We start from the raw sequence: 14,522 nt of genomic DNA, 5'->3' as shown, positions 1-14,522 counted from the left end.
CCGGAGGTGTGGCCGGGGCAAGTGGCCGCCACCCGCATGGCCCGCGGCCCCGCGCGGCCCGCGCCGCCGGGGCGCACGATGGGGCCATGCCGACATCCCCCGCCACCCGGCGCGGCACGGGTCTTGCCGCCGTCACCGCCGCCGCACTGCTGGCCGCCACCGGATGCTCCGACAACGGAGGCGCCGGCAGCGGAGAGTCCGGCAGTACGGCCAAGCCCACGGACATGGCGTCCCAGCGGCTGGCCTGGAAGAGATGCCCCGCCCCGGACACGGCGGAGGGCGGTGGTACGGCGCCGTCACCGCTGCCCGGCGGCGCCCAGTGGGAGTGCTCGACCATGACCGTCCCGCTCGACTACACCAAGCCGGACGGCGCCACGATCAAGCTGGCGCTCATCCGGGCCAAGGCCCGCGACCAGGCCCGGCGGATGGGCTCCCTCGTCTTCAACTTCGGCGGCCCCGGCGGCTCCGGTGTCGCCACGCTGCCGTCCTTCGCCAAGGACTACGAGAAGCTCCGCTCCCGGTACGACCTGGTCAGTTTCGACCCGCGCGGGGTCGGCCGCAGCGACGGCGTGGAGTGCGAGAGCGCCCGGCAGCTCGACGTGTACTACGCCCAGGACGCCACCCCGGACGACGCCGCCGAGGAGAAGACCTTCACCGACGGGCTCGCGACCTACGCCGCGGCCTGCCAGAAGAACTCCGGCACCGCGCTGCCGTACGTGGGCACGGCCAACGCCGCCCGCGACATGGAGACGATGCGGAAGGTCCTCGGCGACAACAGGCTCAACTACTTCGGCATCTCGTACGGCACCGAACTGGGCGGCGTCTACGCCCATCTGTATCCGAAGTCCGTCGGCCGGGCCGTCTTCGACGCCGTCGTCAACCCCACCGAGAACTCCGAACAGGGCTCGCTCGGCCAGACCAAGGGCTTCCAGCTCGCCCTGGAGAACTTCGAGAAGGACTGCGTGGCCCGCGGCGACGCCTGCAAACTGCCCGGCAGTACTCCGCAGGAGGTCGAGGCGCACATCACGGGGCTGCTCGACCGGCTCGACAAGCAGCCCATCGCGGGCATCGGCAACCGGGAGCTGACGCAGACCCAGGCCACCAACGGCATCGCGCAGGCGCTCTATTCGAAGGAGTTCTGGCCGCTGCTGGAGGAAGGCGTGGACGAGGCCGACGCGGGCAGCGGCGCCCTGCTGCTCGCCCTGTCCGACTCGATGAACGGACGCGACGAGAAGGGCCAGTACAGCAATCTCCAGGCGGCCAACGCGGCCGTCAACTGTGTGGACTCCAAGGAGCGTTTCACGCTGGAGCAGACCAAGGCGAAGCTCCCGGAGTTCCGCGCGGCCTCGCCCGTCTTCGGCGACTTCCTGGGCTGGGGGCTGATGGGCTGCACCAAGTGGCCGGTGCCGGGGCAGTGGACGACACCCGATGTGAGCGCTCCGGGCTCGGCCCCGATCCTGATCATCGGCAACACCGGTGACCCGGCGACCCCCTACGCGGGCGCGAAGGCGATGGCCACCGCGCTGGGCAAGGGCGTCGGCGTCGAGATCACCTATCGCGGGCAGGGCCACGGCGCGTACAACAGCGGCAGCGCCTGTGTGCAGGACGCCGTGAACGGCTATCTGCTCAACGACAAGGTGCCCGCGGCGGGCACCGTGTGCGACTGAGGGCCGAGCGCGTCGAAGGGGCCGGTCCACGTGGCGTGGACCGGCCCCTTCCGCCGTCGAAGACCCTCAGGTCTCAGTAGACCGGCTTGTCCGGCTCGATCTGGTTGACCCAGCCGATGACACCGCCACCGACGTGCACCGCGTCCGAGAAGCCCGCGGACTTGAGCACCGCCAGGACCTCCGCGCTGCGGACACCCGTCTTGCAGTGCAGGACGATCTTCTTGTCCTGCGGCAGGGTCTCCAGGGCGGTGCCCATCAGGAACTCGTTCTTCGGAATCAGCTTCGCGCCGGGGATCGAGACGATCTCGTACTCGTTCGGCTCCCGGACATCGATGATCTCGATGTTCTCCTTGTCGTCGATCCACTCCTTGAGCTGCTTGGGAGTGATCGTCGAACCGGCCGCCGCCTCCTGGGCCTCCTCCGACACGACACCGCAGAACGCCTCGTAGTCGATGAGTTCGGTGACGGTCGGGTTCTCACCGCAGACCGCGCAGTCGGGGTCCTTGCGGACCTTGACCTGGCGGTACTGCATCTCCAGGGCGTCGTAGATCATCAGCCGGCCGACCAGCGGCTCGCCGACGCCCGCCAGGACCTTGATCGCCTCGGTGACCTGGATGGAACCGATGGACGCGCAGAGCACGCCCAGCACGCCGCCCTCGGCGCAGGACGGAACCATGCCGGGGGGCGGGGGCTCCGGGTAGAGGCAGCGGTAGCAGGGGCCGTGCTCGGACCAGAACACGCTGGCCTGGCCGTCGAAGCGGTAGATCGAACCCCATACGTACGGCTTGTTCAGCAGCACGCAGGCGTCGTTGACCAGATAGCGGGTGGCGAAGTTGTCCGTGCCGTCCACGATCAGGTCGTACTGCGAGAAGATCTCCATCACGTTCTCGGCCTCAAGCCGCTCTTCGTGAAGGATCACGTTCACATAGGGGTTGATACCGAGGACGGAGTCACGCGCGGACTGCGCCTTGGACCGGCCGATGTCGGCCTGGCTGTGGATGATCTGGCGCTGCAGGTTCGACTCGTCGACCTCGTCGAACTCCACGATGCCGAGCGTGCCGACACCGGCGGCGGCCAGGTACATCAGGGCCGGGGAGCCAAGGCCCCCGGCCCCCACACACAGCACCTTCGCGTTCTTCAGCCGCTTCTGCCCGTCCATCCCGACGTCCGGAATGATCAGATGACGGGAGTACCTGCGGACCTCGTCGACGGTGAGCTCGGCAGCGGGCTCGACCAGGGGTGGCAGCGACACAAGGACCTCAACAAGGGGGTTGGTCGGTCATTCAGTACGGTTCTTAACCTCATAACACTGCCACGGTCCCACTCATTCCGAGACACCCGGTCCGTCCCGCGAGACGGAGCCGTCCCAGTGGCCGGGCAGTGTTCCGGAGCGCCCGTCGTCAGAGGGACCGGAGCCGGGCCGGCCCCGGGCGGCGGAACGCCCGGGGCCGGCCGGCCGCCGCGGTCAGATGCGGCATGCCGCCTCCATCCAGATGTCGGCGAGCGACTCCTCCAGATTGATCCGGGGCCGCCAGCCGAGCCGGTCCCGGGCGGTGCGCACGTCCGCCTGCTGCCAGCTCCCGCAGCCGTCGGGATACGGGAAAGGACCGATGCCCAGGTGTTCCACCATCGGCTCGCCCCGGGGGGCGCCGACCGTGGCGTGGCCGGAGCGGACCGGCCCCGCGGGCACGTCCAGCTCATGCATGGCGCCCGCGTAGCCGGCGACCCTGGCCAGGACGGCGGCGGCGTCCCTGAGCCGGACGGCGCGGCCGGTGCCGATATTGACGATGCCCTGGGCGGCGGAGAGCGAGGCGGCGTGCACGGCGCGCGCCACATCGCGTACGTCGACGAAGTCGCGCTGCACTCCGAGACCGCCGAGCTTCAGCTCGCCGTCGCCCGACTGCATGGCGCGGCGCATCGCCTCCGCGAGCCGGCCGAGCGGGGAGCCCGCCGGGGTCCCGGGGCCGACCGGGGAGAACACCCTGAGCACGATGGCGTCCAGCCCGGCGCCCAGCACCAGTTCGGAGGCGGCGAGCTTGCTCACGCCGTACGGGCCGCCGGGGCGCGGCACGGCGTCCTCCGCGGTCGACGAGCCGTGCTGGGACGGCCCGTACTCCGACGCGCAGCCGAGCTGGACCAGGCGGGCGCCGCAGCCGCTGCGGCGCAGGGCCTCGCAGACGGTGGCGACGGCGACCGTGTTGTGGCGGGTCAGTTCGCGGGCACCGCCGCGGGTCGCGCCCGCGCAGTTGATGACGACCCCCGGATGCACGGCGTCCAGGAAGCGGGTGAGGGCTCCCGGGCTGCCGCCCGCGAGGTCGAACCGTACGTCGGCGTCGTCGCCGCGGCCGAGCGCGGTGAGATGGACGGCGGGGTCGGCGAGCAGCCGGTCGGCCACGAAACGGCCGAGGAATCCATTGGCGCCGAGCAGCAGGACCCTCATCGCGCGGCCCCTCGGTGCCGCAGGGCCGGTGCTGGGTTTCGCGGGGTCATGTCTGTCGTCTCCTTGAGGTGTGTCGCGGTGCGCTTGTCACGGGGTGCGTGGGGGATATCGGCGGCTCCGTGGGACCGGGATGGCGGGGTGCCGGGACGCATACGTACGTCAGCGGTGGGCCGAGGCCCGGGAGAGGGCGACGGCGGCGTGTGTGAGGAGTCCGAGGGCGGCCGCTCCACAGGCGAGCGCGGAGACGGTGCCGGCTCCCCAGTCGTGGACGAGGGCCCGCACGGGCACGGCGAGGAACTCACCGCCCGGGAGCCGGCCCGCCGACGCGGACAGGCAGGCCAGGGCCTCCACGGCGCAGGCGGCGGCGAGTCCGGTGGCCGCCGGTTCCGGGAAGCCGTGGACCGTCAGCAGCCGGGCGAGGAACAGCAGGGTGCCCAGGGTGACGGTGGGGGCGAGCGCACCGGGCCCGTCGTCCCCGAAGGCGGGCGCGGCGAGCAGCGAGAGACCGGTGAGCGCGGCGGCGTACAGTCCCACGGCGGCGAGCAGCAGCGGACGCGCACCGGAGGCGAAGTCGGCGAGTCCCCGGCTGTCCCTGAGCCGGCGCCGCGCCCGAACGGAGAAGAGATGGGCGCACCAGGCGGCGGGCGCGACGGAGCAGGCGAGCACCGCCAGAGGGGTCGGGGCCGCGGCCCAGGGAGCGCCGGGGAGGTCGCCGGCGAGCCGGTCCAGCGCCGCCTCGCCGACGAGCAGGAAGGCCAGCAGCCAGTACACCCAGACCCCCGCCGCCGGGACCCTGCGGCCCTCGGCGCGCAGCGGCCCGCGCCGGAGGGCGGCGGAGAGCGTCCCGGAGAGCACACAGGCTCCCGCCAGGGCTGTCGCGAGCTGTCGTTGCCCGCTGCTGTGTGCGAGGGCCACCAGCGTCAGGCAGCACACGGCACCGGGCAGCAGCGCGAGGACGGCCCACCGGGACCGGTCCGTCCACCCCACGCGCCGGGCCCGGCGGGCGCCGGGGTCCGCGCCGGACGCGGCCCCGTCCGGGGTCTCCCGGTCCGTGCCGCGCGGGACGCGCGCGTACAGCTCCTCGGCGAGCGAGAAGACGTCCCGGTGCCGGAAGCGGGCGGCCGTCCGGTCGGTGATCCCGTGTGCTTCGAGGCCGGCGGCGATCTCCAGCGGGTCGACCGCCTGCTCGCAGAGCAGCCGGTGCCGGTGCATCAGGGTCCTGACCGGATCGGCGGGGCCCCGCCGGGCGGCCGGATTCCTCCCGCCGGCGCCGGACGACGCCGTCCCGGCCGTCTCTTCCGCCGGACGCGCCGGGGGCGCCGGGGGCTCGCCGGGCAGCAGCGCGCGGAAGTCCCAGAGGTCCGGTCCGGCGGCAGCCGGTGCGCCCGGCGCCCCGGGGATGTCCGGCGTACGCGGCGCGTTCGGGGGAGCGCTTCCGTCAGACATCGCTCTCCCCCGCTCCGGCGCGCGCGCCGACCGGTACGGCCGGGTCCGTACGGCGCGGTGTGCGCTTCGGTAGCGGCGGGCGCCCGGCGGTCCAGCGGCCGGGGACATAGGTCTCGGCCGGGTTGGCGAAGGGCAGCGGCTCCCCCGCCGCGTTCACGGCCTCCGCGGCCCGCCGTACCGGGCTGCGCGAGATGAGTTCCAGATAGATGCCGTGGAACGCCGCGAGATTCTGCTCGACGCTGAAGAGTTCCAGCGCCCGGGAGCGCGCCGCCGCGCCCAGCCGCTCGCGGCGCTCGGGGTCGCGCAGCAGCGCGACGCAGGCGTCCGCGAGCGCCCGCGGATTGCGCGGGGGCACCACGAGCCCCGTACCGCCGATGACTTCGACGACCGCGCCGACATCCGTGGAGACCGTCGCCCGTCCGCAGAACATCGCCTCGACCAGGCTGATCGGGAAGCCCTCGACCACGCTGGAGAGGACGACCACACCGCCCGCCGCGTAGGCGTCGGGCAGTTCGGGGACCTCCGGGCCGCCCATCTCCTCGAAGGAGACGGGGTTGTCGCCCGCCGTGTGCGCGTTGGCCGCCTCGTCCGGGAAGAGCTGCGCGGCCAGGCCCCGGCAGTAGGCGAGATAGGACGTCGCGGCGGGGCCCGGCGCGGGCGCGCCCACGATCCGCAGCCGCGCGTCCGGTTCCGCCTTGCGGACCTCGACGAAGGCGTGCAGCAGCGAGACGAGGTCCTTGGCCGGTTCGATCCTGCCGACCCAGACGAGGGTGGCGGGGTCGGCGCTGTCGGGCCCGTCCCCCACCGCCGAGAACCGCTCGGCCTCCACACCGGGGTAGACCGTGCGCAGCTTGGCGGGGTCGGCGCCGCATCTCTCCTGCCAGCGTCTGGCATGGGTGTTGCCAGGGGTGATGACACCCGCCTGCCGGTAGACCTCGGCGGCCAGCCGTCCCTGGAGGGCGGCGAGCAGCGCGCGGACCGGGGCGCCGACGGAGGGTTCCGCCGGCGCGCTCACACCGGCGGTGGCGAGGTAGTGCGCCCGAAGCTGTACGCCGTACTCGGTCACCAGCAGCGGTACCCCGAAGAAGCGTTTGGCCAGCAGGCCCGAGAGCGCCGCGGATCCGGCGGACGCGGCATGGCAGAGGTCGGCCGCGCCCAGCGCGTCGTCGCCGTACCAGTCCAGCGAGAGGGGGCGCAGGGTGCGCTCCAGCCGGTCCGCGAACGTCAAATAGTCGGCGACGGTGGCGGATTGCACGCTCCGGCGTGCGCCGGGGGCCCGGCAGGCCGCCTCCAGCAGCCGTACGGCGGTCTCGGAGCGCAGCGCGGCGTAGAGTCCGCCGCGCTCCCTGGCCAGGTCGGCCAGTCCGTAGAGCCCCGCCGCGAAACCGTCGGCGCCTCCGGGGTCCGGGGCGCCTTCCCGGCCCTGCGGGTCGGCGGAGCAGACGGCCGCGGCCAGTTGTCCGAAGTGGGCCGCGAACCGGCGGCGGTCACGCCGTCCATAGCCGCGGCCGTCGTCGGCCGACGCCCACAGGGGCGCGGTGCGCACCCGCTGGACCTGCGGCGGCAGCTCTATCCAGCCGCGTTCTTCCTGCTGGGCGCTGCGGCCCAGCGCGTAGATGTCGAACTCGTGCTGTGCGAGCCCGCGTACAAGCCGGTCGCACCACAGCCTGGACTCGCCTGTCGCATACGGATAGCCACCGTCCGTAAGCAATCCGATCCGCACGAGGACACCCCCGATCTCCCTTGTGGGCGGCCGCCGTTGATCCGGCGACTCGCAGCGGGAAGACCGTAAGCGGACAGACCGGTGGTACGACGGACGGTTGTCCGTCGCACCACCGGAAGGGGTGAATGCACGTAACTTTCTCGGACCCGGGGCGTTCGGTCGCGCTACGGAGCCCTTTCGCTACGGAAGGTCAGGCCACGGCCACACCTTCGGGGAGCGCCTTGCGGGCCGACCGGCGCACGGCGGCGCGGGCCGGATCGAGCGCGGGCACAGCGGCCAGGAGCTGCTTCGTGTACGGGTGGGCGGGCGCGCCGTACACCGTGTCCACGCTGCCCTGCTCGACGATCCTGCCGTTCCGCATGACCGCGACCCGGTCGCTGACCTGCCGTACGACGGCGAGGTCATGGGCGATGAAGACCAGCGCCAGGCCCAGCTCGCGCTGGAGCTCCGCCAGGAGGGCGGTGACCTGAGCCTGGGTCGTCACATCGAGTGCGGAGACGGGCTCGTCGCAGACGATGAGCCGGGGCTCGGCCGCGAGCGCCCGGGCGATCCCGACGCGCTGGCGCTGGCCGCCGCTGAACTCGTGCGGGTAGCGGCCGTACCGGTCCGGATCGAGGCCGACCCGCTCCAGCAGCTCCCGTACCCGCGCCACGATCCGTGTCTCGTCGAGCACTCCGGCGGCCCGCAGCGGGTCCGCGACGGACTCGCCCACCGAACGGCGGGGGTTGAGCGAGGAGACGGGATCCTGGAACACCATCTGAAGCTCGCGCCGGTAGGGCCGCAGCTCCTTCTCGGACAGCGTCCCGATCTCCGCGCCCCGGTAGCGCAGCCGCCCGTCGGACGGATCCAGCAGCCGTACGAGCATCCGGCCGAGGGTGGTCTTGCCGCTGCCGCTCTCGCCGACGATGCCCAGGGTCTCGCCGGGGCGGACGGTGAGCGACACCCCGTCCACGGCGGTGACCGTCTCGCGTCCGCGCCGGAACTCCCGCCGCAGGCCGTCCGCCTCGATCAGCACATCGTCCGACCGGTCGGGGCCGGGCCGGGTCAGAACCGCCGCGTCCACCCGGGGCACCGCCGCGAGCAGGGTGCGGGTGTAGCCGTCGGCCGGGGTGCCGAGCACGCCGGCCACCGGGCCTCGCTCCACCTCCCGGCCGTCCCGCATCACCAGGATCTCGTCCACGCTCTCCGCCGCGACACCCACGTCATGGGTGACCAGCAGCAGCCCCATGCCCGTCTCGCGGCGCAGGTCGTGGAGGAGGTCCAGGATCTGGGCCTGGACGGTGACGTCCAGCGCGGTGGTCGGTTCGTCGGCGATCAGCAGCCGGGGTTCGCAGGCGAGTGCCATCGCGATCAGCGCGCGCTGGCGCATCCCGCCGCTGAATTCGTGCGGCCTGGCCTTCGCCCGGCGCGCCGCGTCCGGGATGCCGACCCGGTCGAGGACCTCCACGGCCCGCGCGCGTGCCGCCCGTCGCGAGGCGTCCGTATGGACCCGGTAGACCTCGGCGATCTGGTCGCCGACCGCGTAGTACGGGTCCAGGGAGGAGAGCGGGTCCTGGAAGACCATCGCGGCCACCGCCCCGCGCAGCGCGCGCAGTTCGCGGTCGGACGCGGCGTTCACATCCGTCCCGCCGACCCGTACCGCGCCGCCGACGCGGGCGCCCGTCCCCCGGTGCAGACCGAGCAGCGCGCCCGCGACCGTGCTCTTGCCGCTGCCGGACTCACCGACCAGGCCGATCGCCCGGCCGGCGTCGAGCGAGAACGACAGCCCGTCCACGGCCCGCACGGTCTCCTCTCCCGCCGAGAAGTCGACGGTGAGGTTGTCCACCAGGACCAGTTGCTCCGTCACAGGAGAGCCACCCTTCGGTCGGCTGCGGCGTACAGCAGGTCCGCGACCACGTTCGCCAGCACGACGGCGGCGCCGATGACGAGCACCACTCCCACCACCACCGGCAGGTCGACATCGCGTACGCCGTCGATCAGTGTCTTGCCGAGGCCGGGGATGTTGAAGAGGGACTCGGTCAGCACCGCGCCGCCCATCATCGTGCCGAGGTCCATGGCGCTGAGCGCGATCACCGGGGGTACCGCGCCGCGCAGCGCGTGCCGCGTGACGACCGTCCGCTCCCCGACCCCGTACGCGCGGAAGGTGCGGATGTGGTCCTCGGCCAGCGTCTCCAGCGTGGAGCTGCGCGTCAGCCGCGCGTACTTGGCGCTCTCGAAGAAGCCCAGCGTGAGCCAGGGCAGCAGCATGTTCCACGCCCACTGCTCGGGATTGTCCGACAGCGGGATGTACGACGGGAAGGGAAGCCACTGGAGATAGGCGCACACCACCATCAGGAGCAGCAGCCCGAGGATGAAGACGGGCGTGCCGGTCCCGGCGAGAGTGAGCACGGTCAGCGCGCGCTCGGTGAACCCGCCCCGGCGCAGCGCCGAGAGCAGTCCGCTGCCCACGCCGATGAGCAGGCAGATCGCCATCGCGCCGAAGGCGAGCGAGGCGGTGGCCGGCAGCCGCTCCAGGATGAGCTGGGTGACCTGCTGGTCGGTCTGGTACGAGAAGCCGAGGCAGGGCGCGTCGCAGTGCAGCGCGGCCGTGCCGGTGGAGTAGTCGCGCCCGGCGAAGATCCCCTGGAGGAAGTGCGCGTACTGCGCGTACACCGAGTCGCCCAGACCGAGCTGCTCCCGCACCTGGGCGACCTGCTGCGGGGAGCACCGCTCGCCGCAGGCGAGCCGCGCCGGGTCGCCCGGGGCCAGATAGAAGAGCGCGTAGATCACGACGGAGAGCACCAGCATGACCAGCAGCGCGCCGGCGAGCCGTTTGAGCAGATAGCGGGTCATGAGGCCGTTTCCCTGGACATCTTGCGGGACTTGCGCGTCCCGATCCGCAGCCTGCTGGCTTCTCTCGGGTCCAGCGCGGTCCGCACCGCGTCGCCCAGCACGGTGAAGGCGAGGACGGTCACAAACAGCAGCCCGGCCGGGAGCAGGACATACATCGGGTCCGCCCGGAACCAGGTCTGCGCGGTCGACAGCATCTGTCCCCACGACGGCGTCGGCGGCTTGACCCCGACGCCCAGGAAGGACAGCGAGGCCTCGATCACGATGTTCGAGGGCAGCAGGATCGCCGCGTAGGTGATCACGGGCGCCGCGAGCGACGGCAGCAGCTCGCGCCGCGCCACCCGCCAGCGGCCCGAGCCGCCGAGGCGGGCCGCGGCCACGAAGTCGAGCTGCTTCAGCGTCAGCGTCTGCGCTCGGACGATCCGTGACGTACCGCCCCAGTTGAGCAGCCCGATGACCAGGATCAGCAGCAGCGGGCGCGGGAAACCGGCGGGCACGACGGCCGTCAGCGCGATGGCGAGGACAAGCATGGGCAGCGCGATCATCACATCGGTGATCCGGCTGAGCACGCTGTCGAGGAACCGGTTGCCGAGTCCGGCCGCCAGGCCGACCGCGACACCGATCACCACCTGCACCACGGTCGCGCCCACGGCCACGAGCAGCGAGATCCGGGCTCCGTACAGCACCCGTACGAACAGGTCCCGCCCGGTGCCCGGTTCGACTCCGAGCCAGTGGTCGCCGCTCACGCCGCCGAACGAGCCGAGCGGCACACCGCCGCGCGCCGAGTCCACCAGCGCGTCGTGGTACGAGTTCGCGTCCTGGCCCTCCAGCGCCGCGAGCAGCGGCGCGGCGAGCGCCAGCACCACCAGCAGGAGAAGCACAACGGCCGAGACGACGGCCGCGGGACGTGCCCGCAGCCGTCGCCACGCCTGGCGGGCGCCCGAGGCGGCGGGCGTCGCCGCCACCGCCCCGGGCGCCAGCAGATCAGGAACAGTGCTCACTTGACCGAGACCTGCGAGATGTCGAGGACACCGGTCCAGTCACTGATCACGACGTTCTTGACGTCCTTGCCGACCAGCCGCTTGTAGACCGGGTGGAAGAGCGGCACGTCGAGCGCCTGCTCACCGATCTTCTTGTCGAGCGCGCCCCACCGCAGGGCGGCGGCCTCCGGGTCGGTCAGCTTGTTGATCTCGTCGATCTCCTTGTTGACCGCCGGGTCGTTGAGCTGCGCGTGGTTGAAGTTGGCGCCGTCCTTGACGATCTGCCGGCCGTCGAAGATCGGAGCCAGGAACGGCCCGCCGGACGGCCAGTCCGCGCCCCACCGGGAGATGAAGAAGCCGGGGCCGTTCTTGATGGTCCAGCGCGCCTCGTTGAACGCGTTGGTCTCCAGGCCCACCAGCTTGACGGTGATCCCGGCCTGCTTCAGCGCCTCCTGGACGGCCGTGGCGACCTCGGGGCTGGTCTCGCGGTTCTGCTCGGTGGAGTGGGTGAGGGAGATGGTCAGCCCGTTCGGGTAGCCGGCCTCCTTCAGCAGTTCCTTGGCCTTCGCCGGGTCGCCGGTCTTGCCTGCCGGGAAGTGGTCGTACGGCGTGTAGCCGAACGCCTTCTGGTTCGGCAGGAAGGTGGTCGCGGGCTCGGCGAGGGCGGAGCCGCCGGCCGCGTTGATGACGCTGGTGCGGTTGATCGCGTACGAGATCGCCTGGCGCACCTTGGGGTTGTCGAACGGCTTCACCTTCGGGTTGAAGGCGAGGTAGTTCGTGTAGCCGAAGTGGCCGGTGCCGACGCGGGCGGAGAGGGCCTTGTCATTGCCGATCTGCGCCAGCTCGGCGGGGCCGAGGTTGGTGTCGGTGGTGATGGCCGCGGCGTCCGCGCCCGAGCTGGTGGTCAGCCGCTGGTTGATGACGGCCGAGTCAAGGCCCGCCTTCACGTCGATCTTGTCCGGGTAGGCGTGGCGCTCCGCGTCGGTCTTCTCGGACCAGTTCGGGTTGCGCTCCAGCACGAGGTGCTCGCCGTCGCCCTCGTTCTTCACGACCTTGTAAGGACCCGAGGAGACGGGGTGCTCCTCGTACTTCGCTCCGGTGTCCTTGGCCTTCGGCACCGGCGCGAACTGTGTGGCGGTGGCCAGGAAGGGGAAGTCGCCCTCGGGCTTGTTGAGCTTGAAGACGATGGTCCTGGCGTCCGGGGTCTCGATCGAGTCGAGGCCCTTCTTGTCCTTGTAGGGGCCCTGGTAGTCCGCGCCGCCGATCAGCCAGTCGCGCAGGTAGGGCGCGCCGCCGGAGAGCTCCGCGGCGAACGAGCGCTCGATGCCGTACTTGATGTCGGCACTGGTGATCGGGGTGCCGTCCTCGAACTTCAGGCCCTCTTTGAGGGTGTACGTCCACTCCGTGGCGTCCGCGTTGGGACGGCCGGTGTCGGTGGCGAGGTCGGGGACGACCTTGTTGCCGGCCGCGCCGTTCTCACGGTTACGGGTGGTCAGCGTACGGAAGACCAGCGAGGGGACGTTGCCGCCGCCGGACGTGTAGAGCCGGGCCGGGTCGAAGTCGCTCTGCGGGTCGCTGTTCAGGACGGAGAGCGTGCCGCCCTTCTGAGGCTTGGCCGTGCCTGTCGCACCGGCCTTGGCATCGTTGTCCTCGGGGCCCGCGCAGGCCGCGGCACCGGCTGCCACGACCAGGGTGACGGCTGCCGCTGCCACGCGGCGGGATATGACGGACGGTTGACGCATCGGAAGAGGCCTCTCGGTGTGCTGCACAGGCAGAGTTTCAGCGGGATCAACGGGGATCAGCGAGATCTACGGGATGGGAGGAAGGGCGCGAAACGCCCGTCGCCCGCGCACACGGCAGTGACGGAGAGGAAGAAGAGGACCTGCCTGCCATGCCTATTCGCGGACGAATACGCCCAGGCGCGGACACTTACGGCGAAAAGATCGGCCGACGCGCGCTCGGGCTGGCTTCAGCGACAGTGAATGTCGGCCACGCACAGCGCGGTCACGCCAATGAGCGTGAGCTCAATGACGGCATGACCGGTAGCGGCGCGGCGGGGTGACATGCCCAGAAATATGAACGACCCCGCGCCCGATGTCAACGCTGTTTGAGACGGCTGTCTCATTCCTCGGGATAAGGCCAGGGATTGGCCTCACATTCGATGCCATTGAGGCTCAGCGATTTGGTCTGCTGCTGCATCACCGGAGCGGGCGCACCGGGCGTCTCACAGTCCTCGTGGTTGTGCTTGAGCCGGTGTCCGACCTCGTGGTTGATGAGCATCTCGCGGTAGCTGAACATCGCGTCGTCGCCATAGGTCTCCGCGCCCTCCGCCCAGCGGTACGCGTTGATCATCACGCGGTCGGTGAAGAGCGAGTCGCACGACACATTGTCGACGGTCGTGTCCAGACCCGACTTGGCACACCAGACGGCCGTCGTCCCCGGGCTCGCCAGCGTGACCACGAAGTCGGCCTTGCCGCCGGAGATCCGCTCGAAGGTCATCGCGCCCCCGTGCGCCCAGCTCCGGTCGTCGTTCAGCGTCTTCTGGACGGCCTTGGCGAAGAGATCCCCGTCCAGGCCGAGACCGTTCTCGACATCCACCCGGTACCGGTACTTCCGCCCCTTGCCCGGTGCCTTCTCGAAGCCCGGCACCGCGGTGAAGTCTCCGGACGCCTTCATCCTCGGGTCGAGCGAGAGCTTCTCGGCCATCAGCTCCTCGTAGCCCGCGACCGGCGGCGCGCTCGGCGGAGTCGGCCGGCCGTCCGAACGGGAGGCGTCACCGGTGGCCGGGCCCCGGTCGAGGCGGGACGCCGCCTTGGCGTCGACCGGATTCCCGCCGCCGTCGGCGACCTGACCGGCCACCACCACGGCGAGGACGGTGATCACCGCGGCGGCGGCGATCCCGGTGAAGGCACGCCCCTTGCCGCCCTTGGCGGGCCGCTCCGGACCGCCGCCCGAGCCGGCCCCGTCGCCGCCGGCCAGATCGTCGAGCGAGGGATACGCGGCCGGCGCGGGAGTCTGCCGCGCGGCGGTCCTGGAGGGCGGGGCGTCGAACGCGTCGAAGACCTCGAACGCGTCCAGGAACTCCCGTCGCGGCCCCGGGATCAGCGGCACCTCGGTCGCGGGCGACCGTTTCTGCCGGGGCGGAGCCGCCGGGCGCGGGGCGGCGCGGGGGTCGCCGTAGCGCTGCGCCGGACCCCAGCCGCCGCCGGACTCACGCTGTTCGGGATGGCCGCCGCGCACCTGCGCAGCGCCGCCGGCCGGCCCGCCGTGCTCCGGTCTCGCGCGCTGCCCCAGCTCCTGGCCGGCCCGGGGATTGGCGCGCCGGCGCTTGCCCGCGGCCGCGTCCTCCTGCTCCGGTTCGCCGGACGCGCCGCCGTCCGTGCTCTTCGAGCCCTGGGGAGCGGGGCCTCTGCGGCTGTGTCGTCCCACGCGCCGGA

At 72.0% G+C, this 14,522-nt stretch carries 11 protein-coding genes; 1 reads left to right on the top strand and 10 read right to left on the bottom strand.

All coding sequences use genetic code 11. The features are described 5' to 3' along the window. Window positions 1–86 precede the first annotated feature (86 nt). Window positions 87–1,667, top strand: a complete 1,581-nt coding sequence (locus tag ABZ707_RS13985; RefSeq protein WP_360172944.1) for an alpha/beta hydrolase — start codon at window positions 87–89, stop codon at window positions 1,665–1,667. Between the two features lie 73 nt (window positions 1,668–1,740). On the opposite strand, the gene moeZ is transcribed toward ABZ707_RS13985, so the two are convergent. The 10 genes from moeZ to ABZ707_RS13935 form a co-directional block, all read right to left on the bottom strand. After that, a complete protein-coding gene (moeZ, locus tag ABZ707_RS13980) occupies window positions 1,741–2,919 on the bottom strand; it encodes an adenylyltransferase/sulfurtransferase MoeZ (protein WP_360172941.1) in 1,179 nt (392 codons plus the stop codon). A 213-nt stretch (window positions 2,920–3,132) separates the two neighbouring features. Then, on the bottom strand, window positions 3,133–4,107 hold the full coding sequence (locus ABZ707_RS13975) for an NAD-dependent epimerase/dehydratase family protein (protein WP_360172938.1): 975 nt from the start codon (window positions 4,105–4,107) through the stop codon (window positions 3,133–3,135). A 159-nt stretch (window positions 4,108–4,266) separates the two neighbouring features. Then, window positions 4,267–5,553, bottom strand: coding sequence for a hypothetical protein (locus ABZ707_RS13970; RefSeq protein ID WP_360172936.1), 1,287 nt, complete (start codon window positions 5,551–5,553; stop codon window positions 4,267–4,269). Beyond that, window positions 5,546–7,276: a DUF3492 domain-containing protein gene (locus ABZ707_RS13965; RefSeq protein WP_360172933.1), complete on the bottom strand. Its 1,731-nt coding sequence runs from the start codon at window positions 7,274–7,276 to the stop codon at window positions 5,546–5,548. The genes ABZ707_RS13970 and ABZ707_RS13965 overlap by 8 nt, the downstream gene beginning before the upstream one ends. A gap of 190 nt (window positions 7,277–7,466) precedes the next feature. After that, entirely contained in the window at window positions 7,467–9,122 is a 1,656-nt protein-coding gene (locus ABZ707_RS13960) for an ABC transporter ATP-binding protein (protein ID WP_360172930.1), read from the bottom strand. After that, entirely contained in the window at window positions 9,119–10,108 is a 990-nt protein-coding gene (locus ABZ707_RS13955) for an ABC transporter permease (protein ID WP_360172927.1), read from the bottom strand. The genes ABZ707_RS13960 and ABZ707_RS13955 overlap by 4 nt, the downstream gene beginning before the upstream one ends. Beyond that, window positions 10,105–11,106 (bottom strand): ABC transporter permease, encoded by a 1,002-nt coding sequence (locus tag ABZ707_RS13950; protein ID WP_360172924.1) that lies wholly within the window; start codon window positions 11,104–11,106, stop codon window positions 10,105–10,107. The genes ABZ707_RS13955 and ABZ707_RS13950 overlap by 4 nt, the downstream gene beginning before the upstream one ends. Further along, on the bottom strand, window positions 11,103–12,827 hold the full coding sequence (locus ABZ707_RS13945; RefSeq protein ID WP_360172921.1) for an ABC transporter substrate-binding protein: 1,725 nt from the start codon (window positions 12,825–12,827) through the stop codon (window positions 11,103–11,105). Before ABZ707_RS13945 ends, ABZ707_RS13950 begins: the two co-directional genes overlap by 4 nt. Before the next feature lie 227 nt (window positions 12,828–13,054). Further along, on the bottom strand, window positions 13,055–13,150 hold the full coding sequence (locus ABZ707_RS13940) for an Ms4533A family Cys-rich leader peptide (protein WP_319681311.1): 96 nt from the start codon (window positions 13,148–13,150) through the stop codon (window positions 13,055–13,057). Window positions 13,151–13,206: 56 nt separating this feature from the next. Next, window positions 13,207–14,514 carry a DUF3152 domain-containing protein gene (locus ABZ707_RS13935; RefSeq protein ID WP_360172917.1) on the bottom strand — a complete coding sequence of 436 codons (1,308 nt, stop codon included), beginning with the start codon at window positions 14,512–14,514 and terminating at the stop codon, window positions 13,207–13,209. Between the last annotated feature and the right edge of the window lie 8 nt (window positions 14,515–14,522).

The sequence above is a fragment of the Streptomyces sp. NPDC006923 genome (assembly GCF_040635655.1).
Taxonomy (GTDB): domain Bacteria; phylum Actinomycetota; class Actinomycetes; order Streptomycetales; family Streptomycetaceae; genus Streptomyces.
Note: the sequence above shows the minus strand (reverse complement) of the source record. Positions and strands in the feature narration are given on the sequence as shown.

Excerpts from the sequence above, each read along its gene's own strand:
- ABZ707_RS13985 (WP_360172944.1), top strand. The coding sequence starts at position 87 with ATGCCGACATCCCCCGCCACCCGGCGCGGCACGGGTCTTGCCGCCGTC.
- ABZ707_RS13975 (WP_360172938.1), bottom strand. The coding sequence starts at position 4,107 with ATGAGGGTCCTGCTGCTCGGCGCCAATGGATTCCTCGGCCGTTTCGTG.
- ABZ707_RS13970 (WP_360172936.1), bottom strand. The coding sequence starts at position 5,553 with ATGTCTGACGGAAGCGCTCCCCCGAACGCGCCGCGTACGCCGGACATC.
- ABZ707_RS13955 (WP_360172927.1), bottom strand. The coding sequence starts at position 10,108 with ATGACCCGCTATCTGCTCAAACGGCTCGCCGGCGCGCTGCTGGTCATG.
- ABZ707_RS13945 (WP_360172921.1), bottom strand. The coding sequence starts at position 12,827 with ATGCGTCAACCGTCCGTCATATCCCGCCGCGTGGCAGCGGCAGCCGTC.
- ABZ707_RS13940 (WP_319681311.1), bottom strand. The coding sequence starts at position 13,150 with ATGTCACCCCGCCGCGCCGCTACCGGTCATGCCGTCATTGAGCTCACG.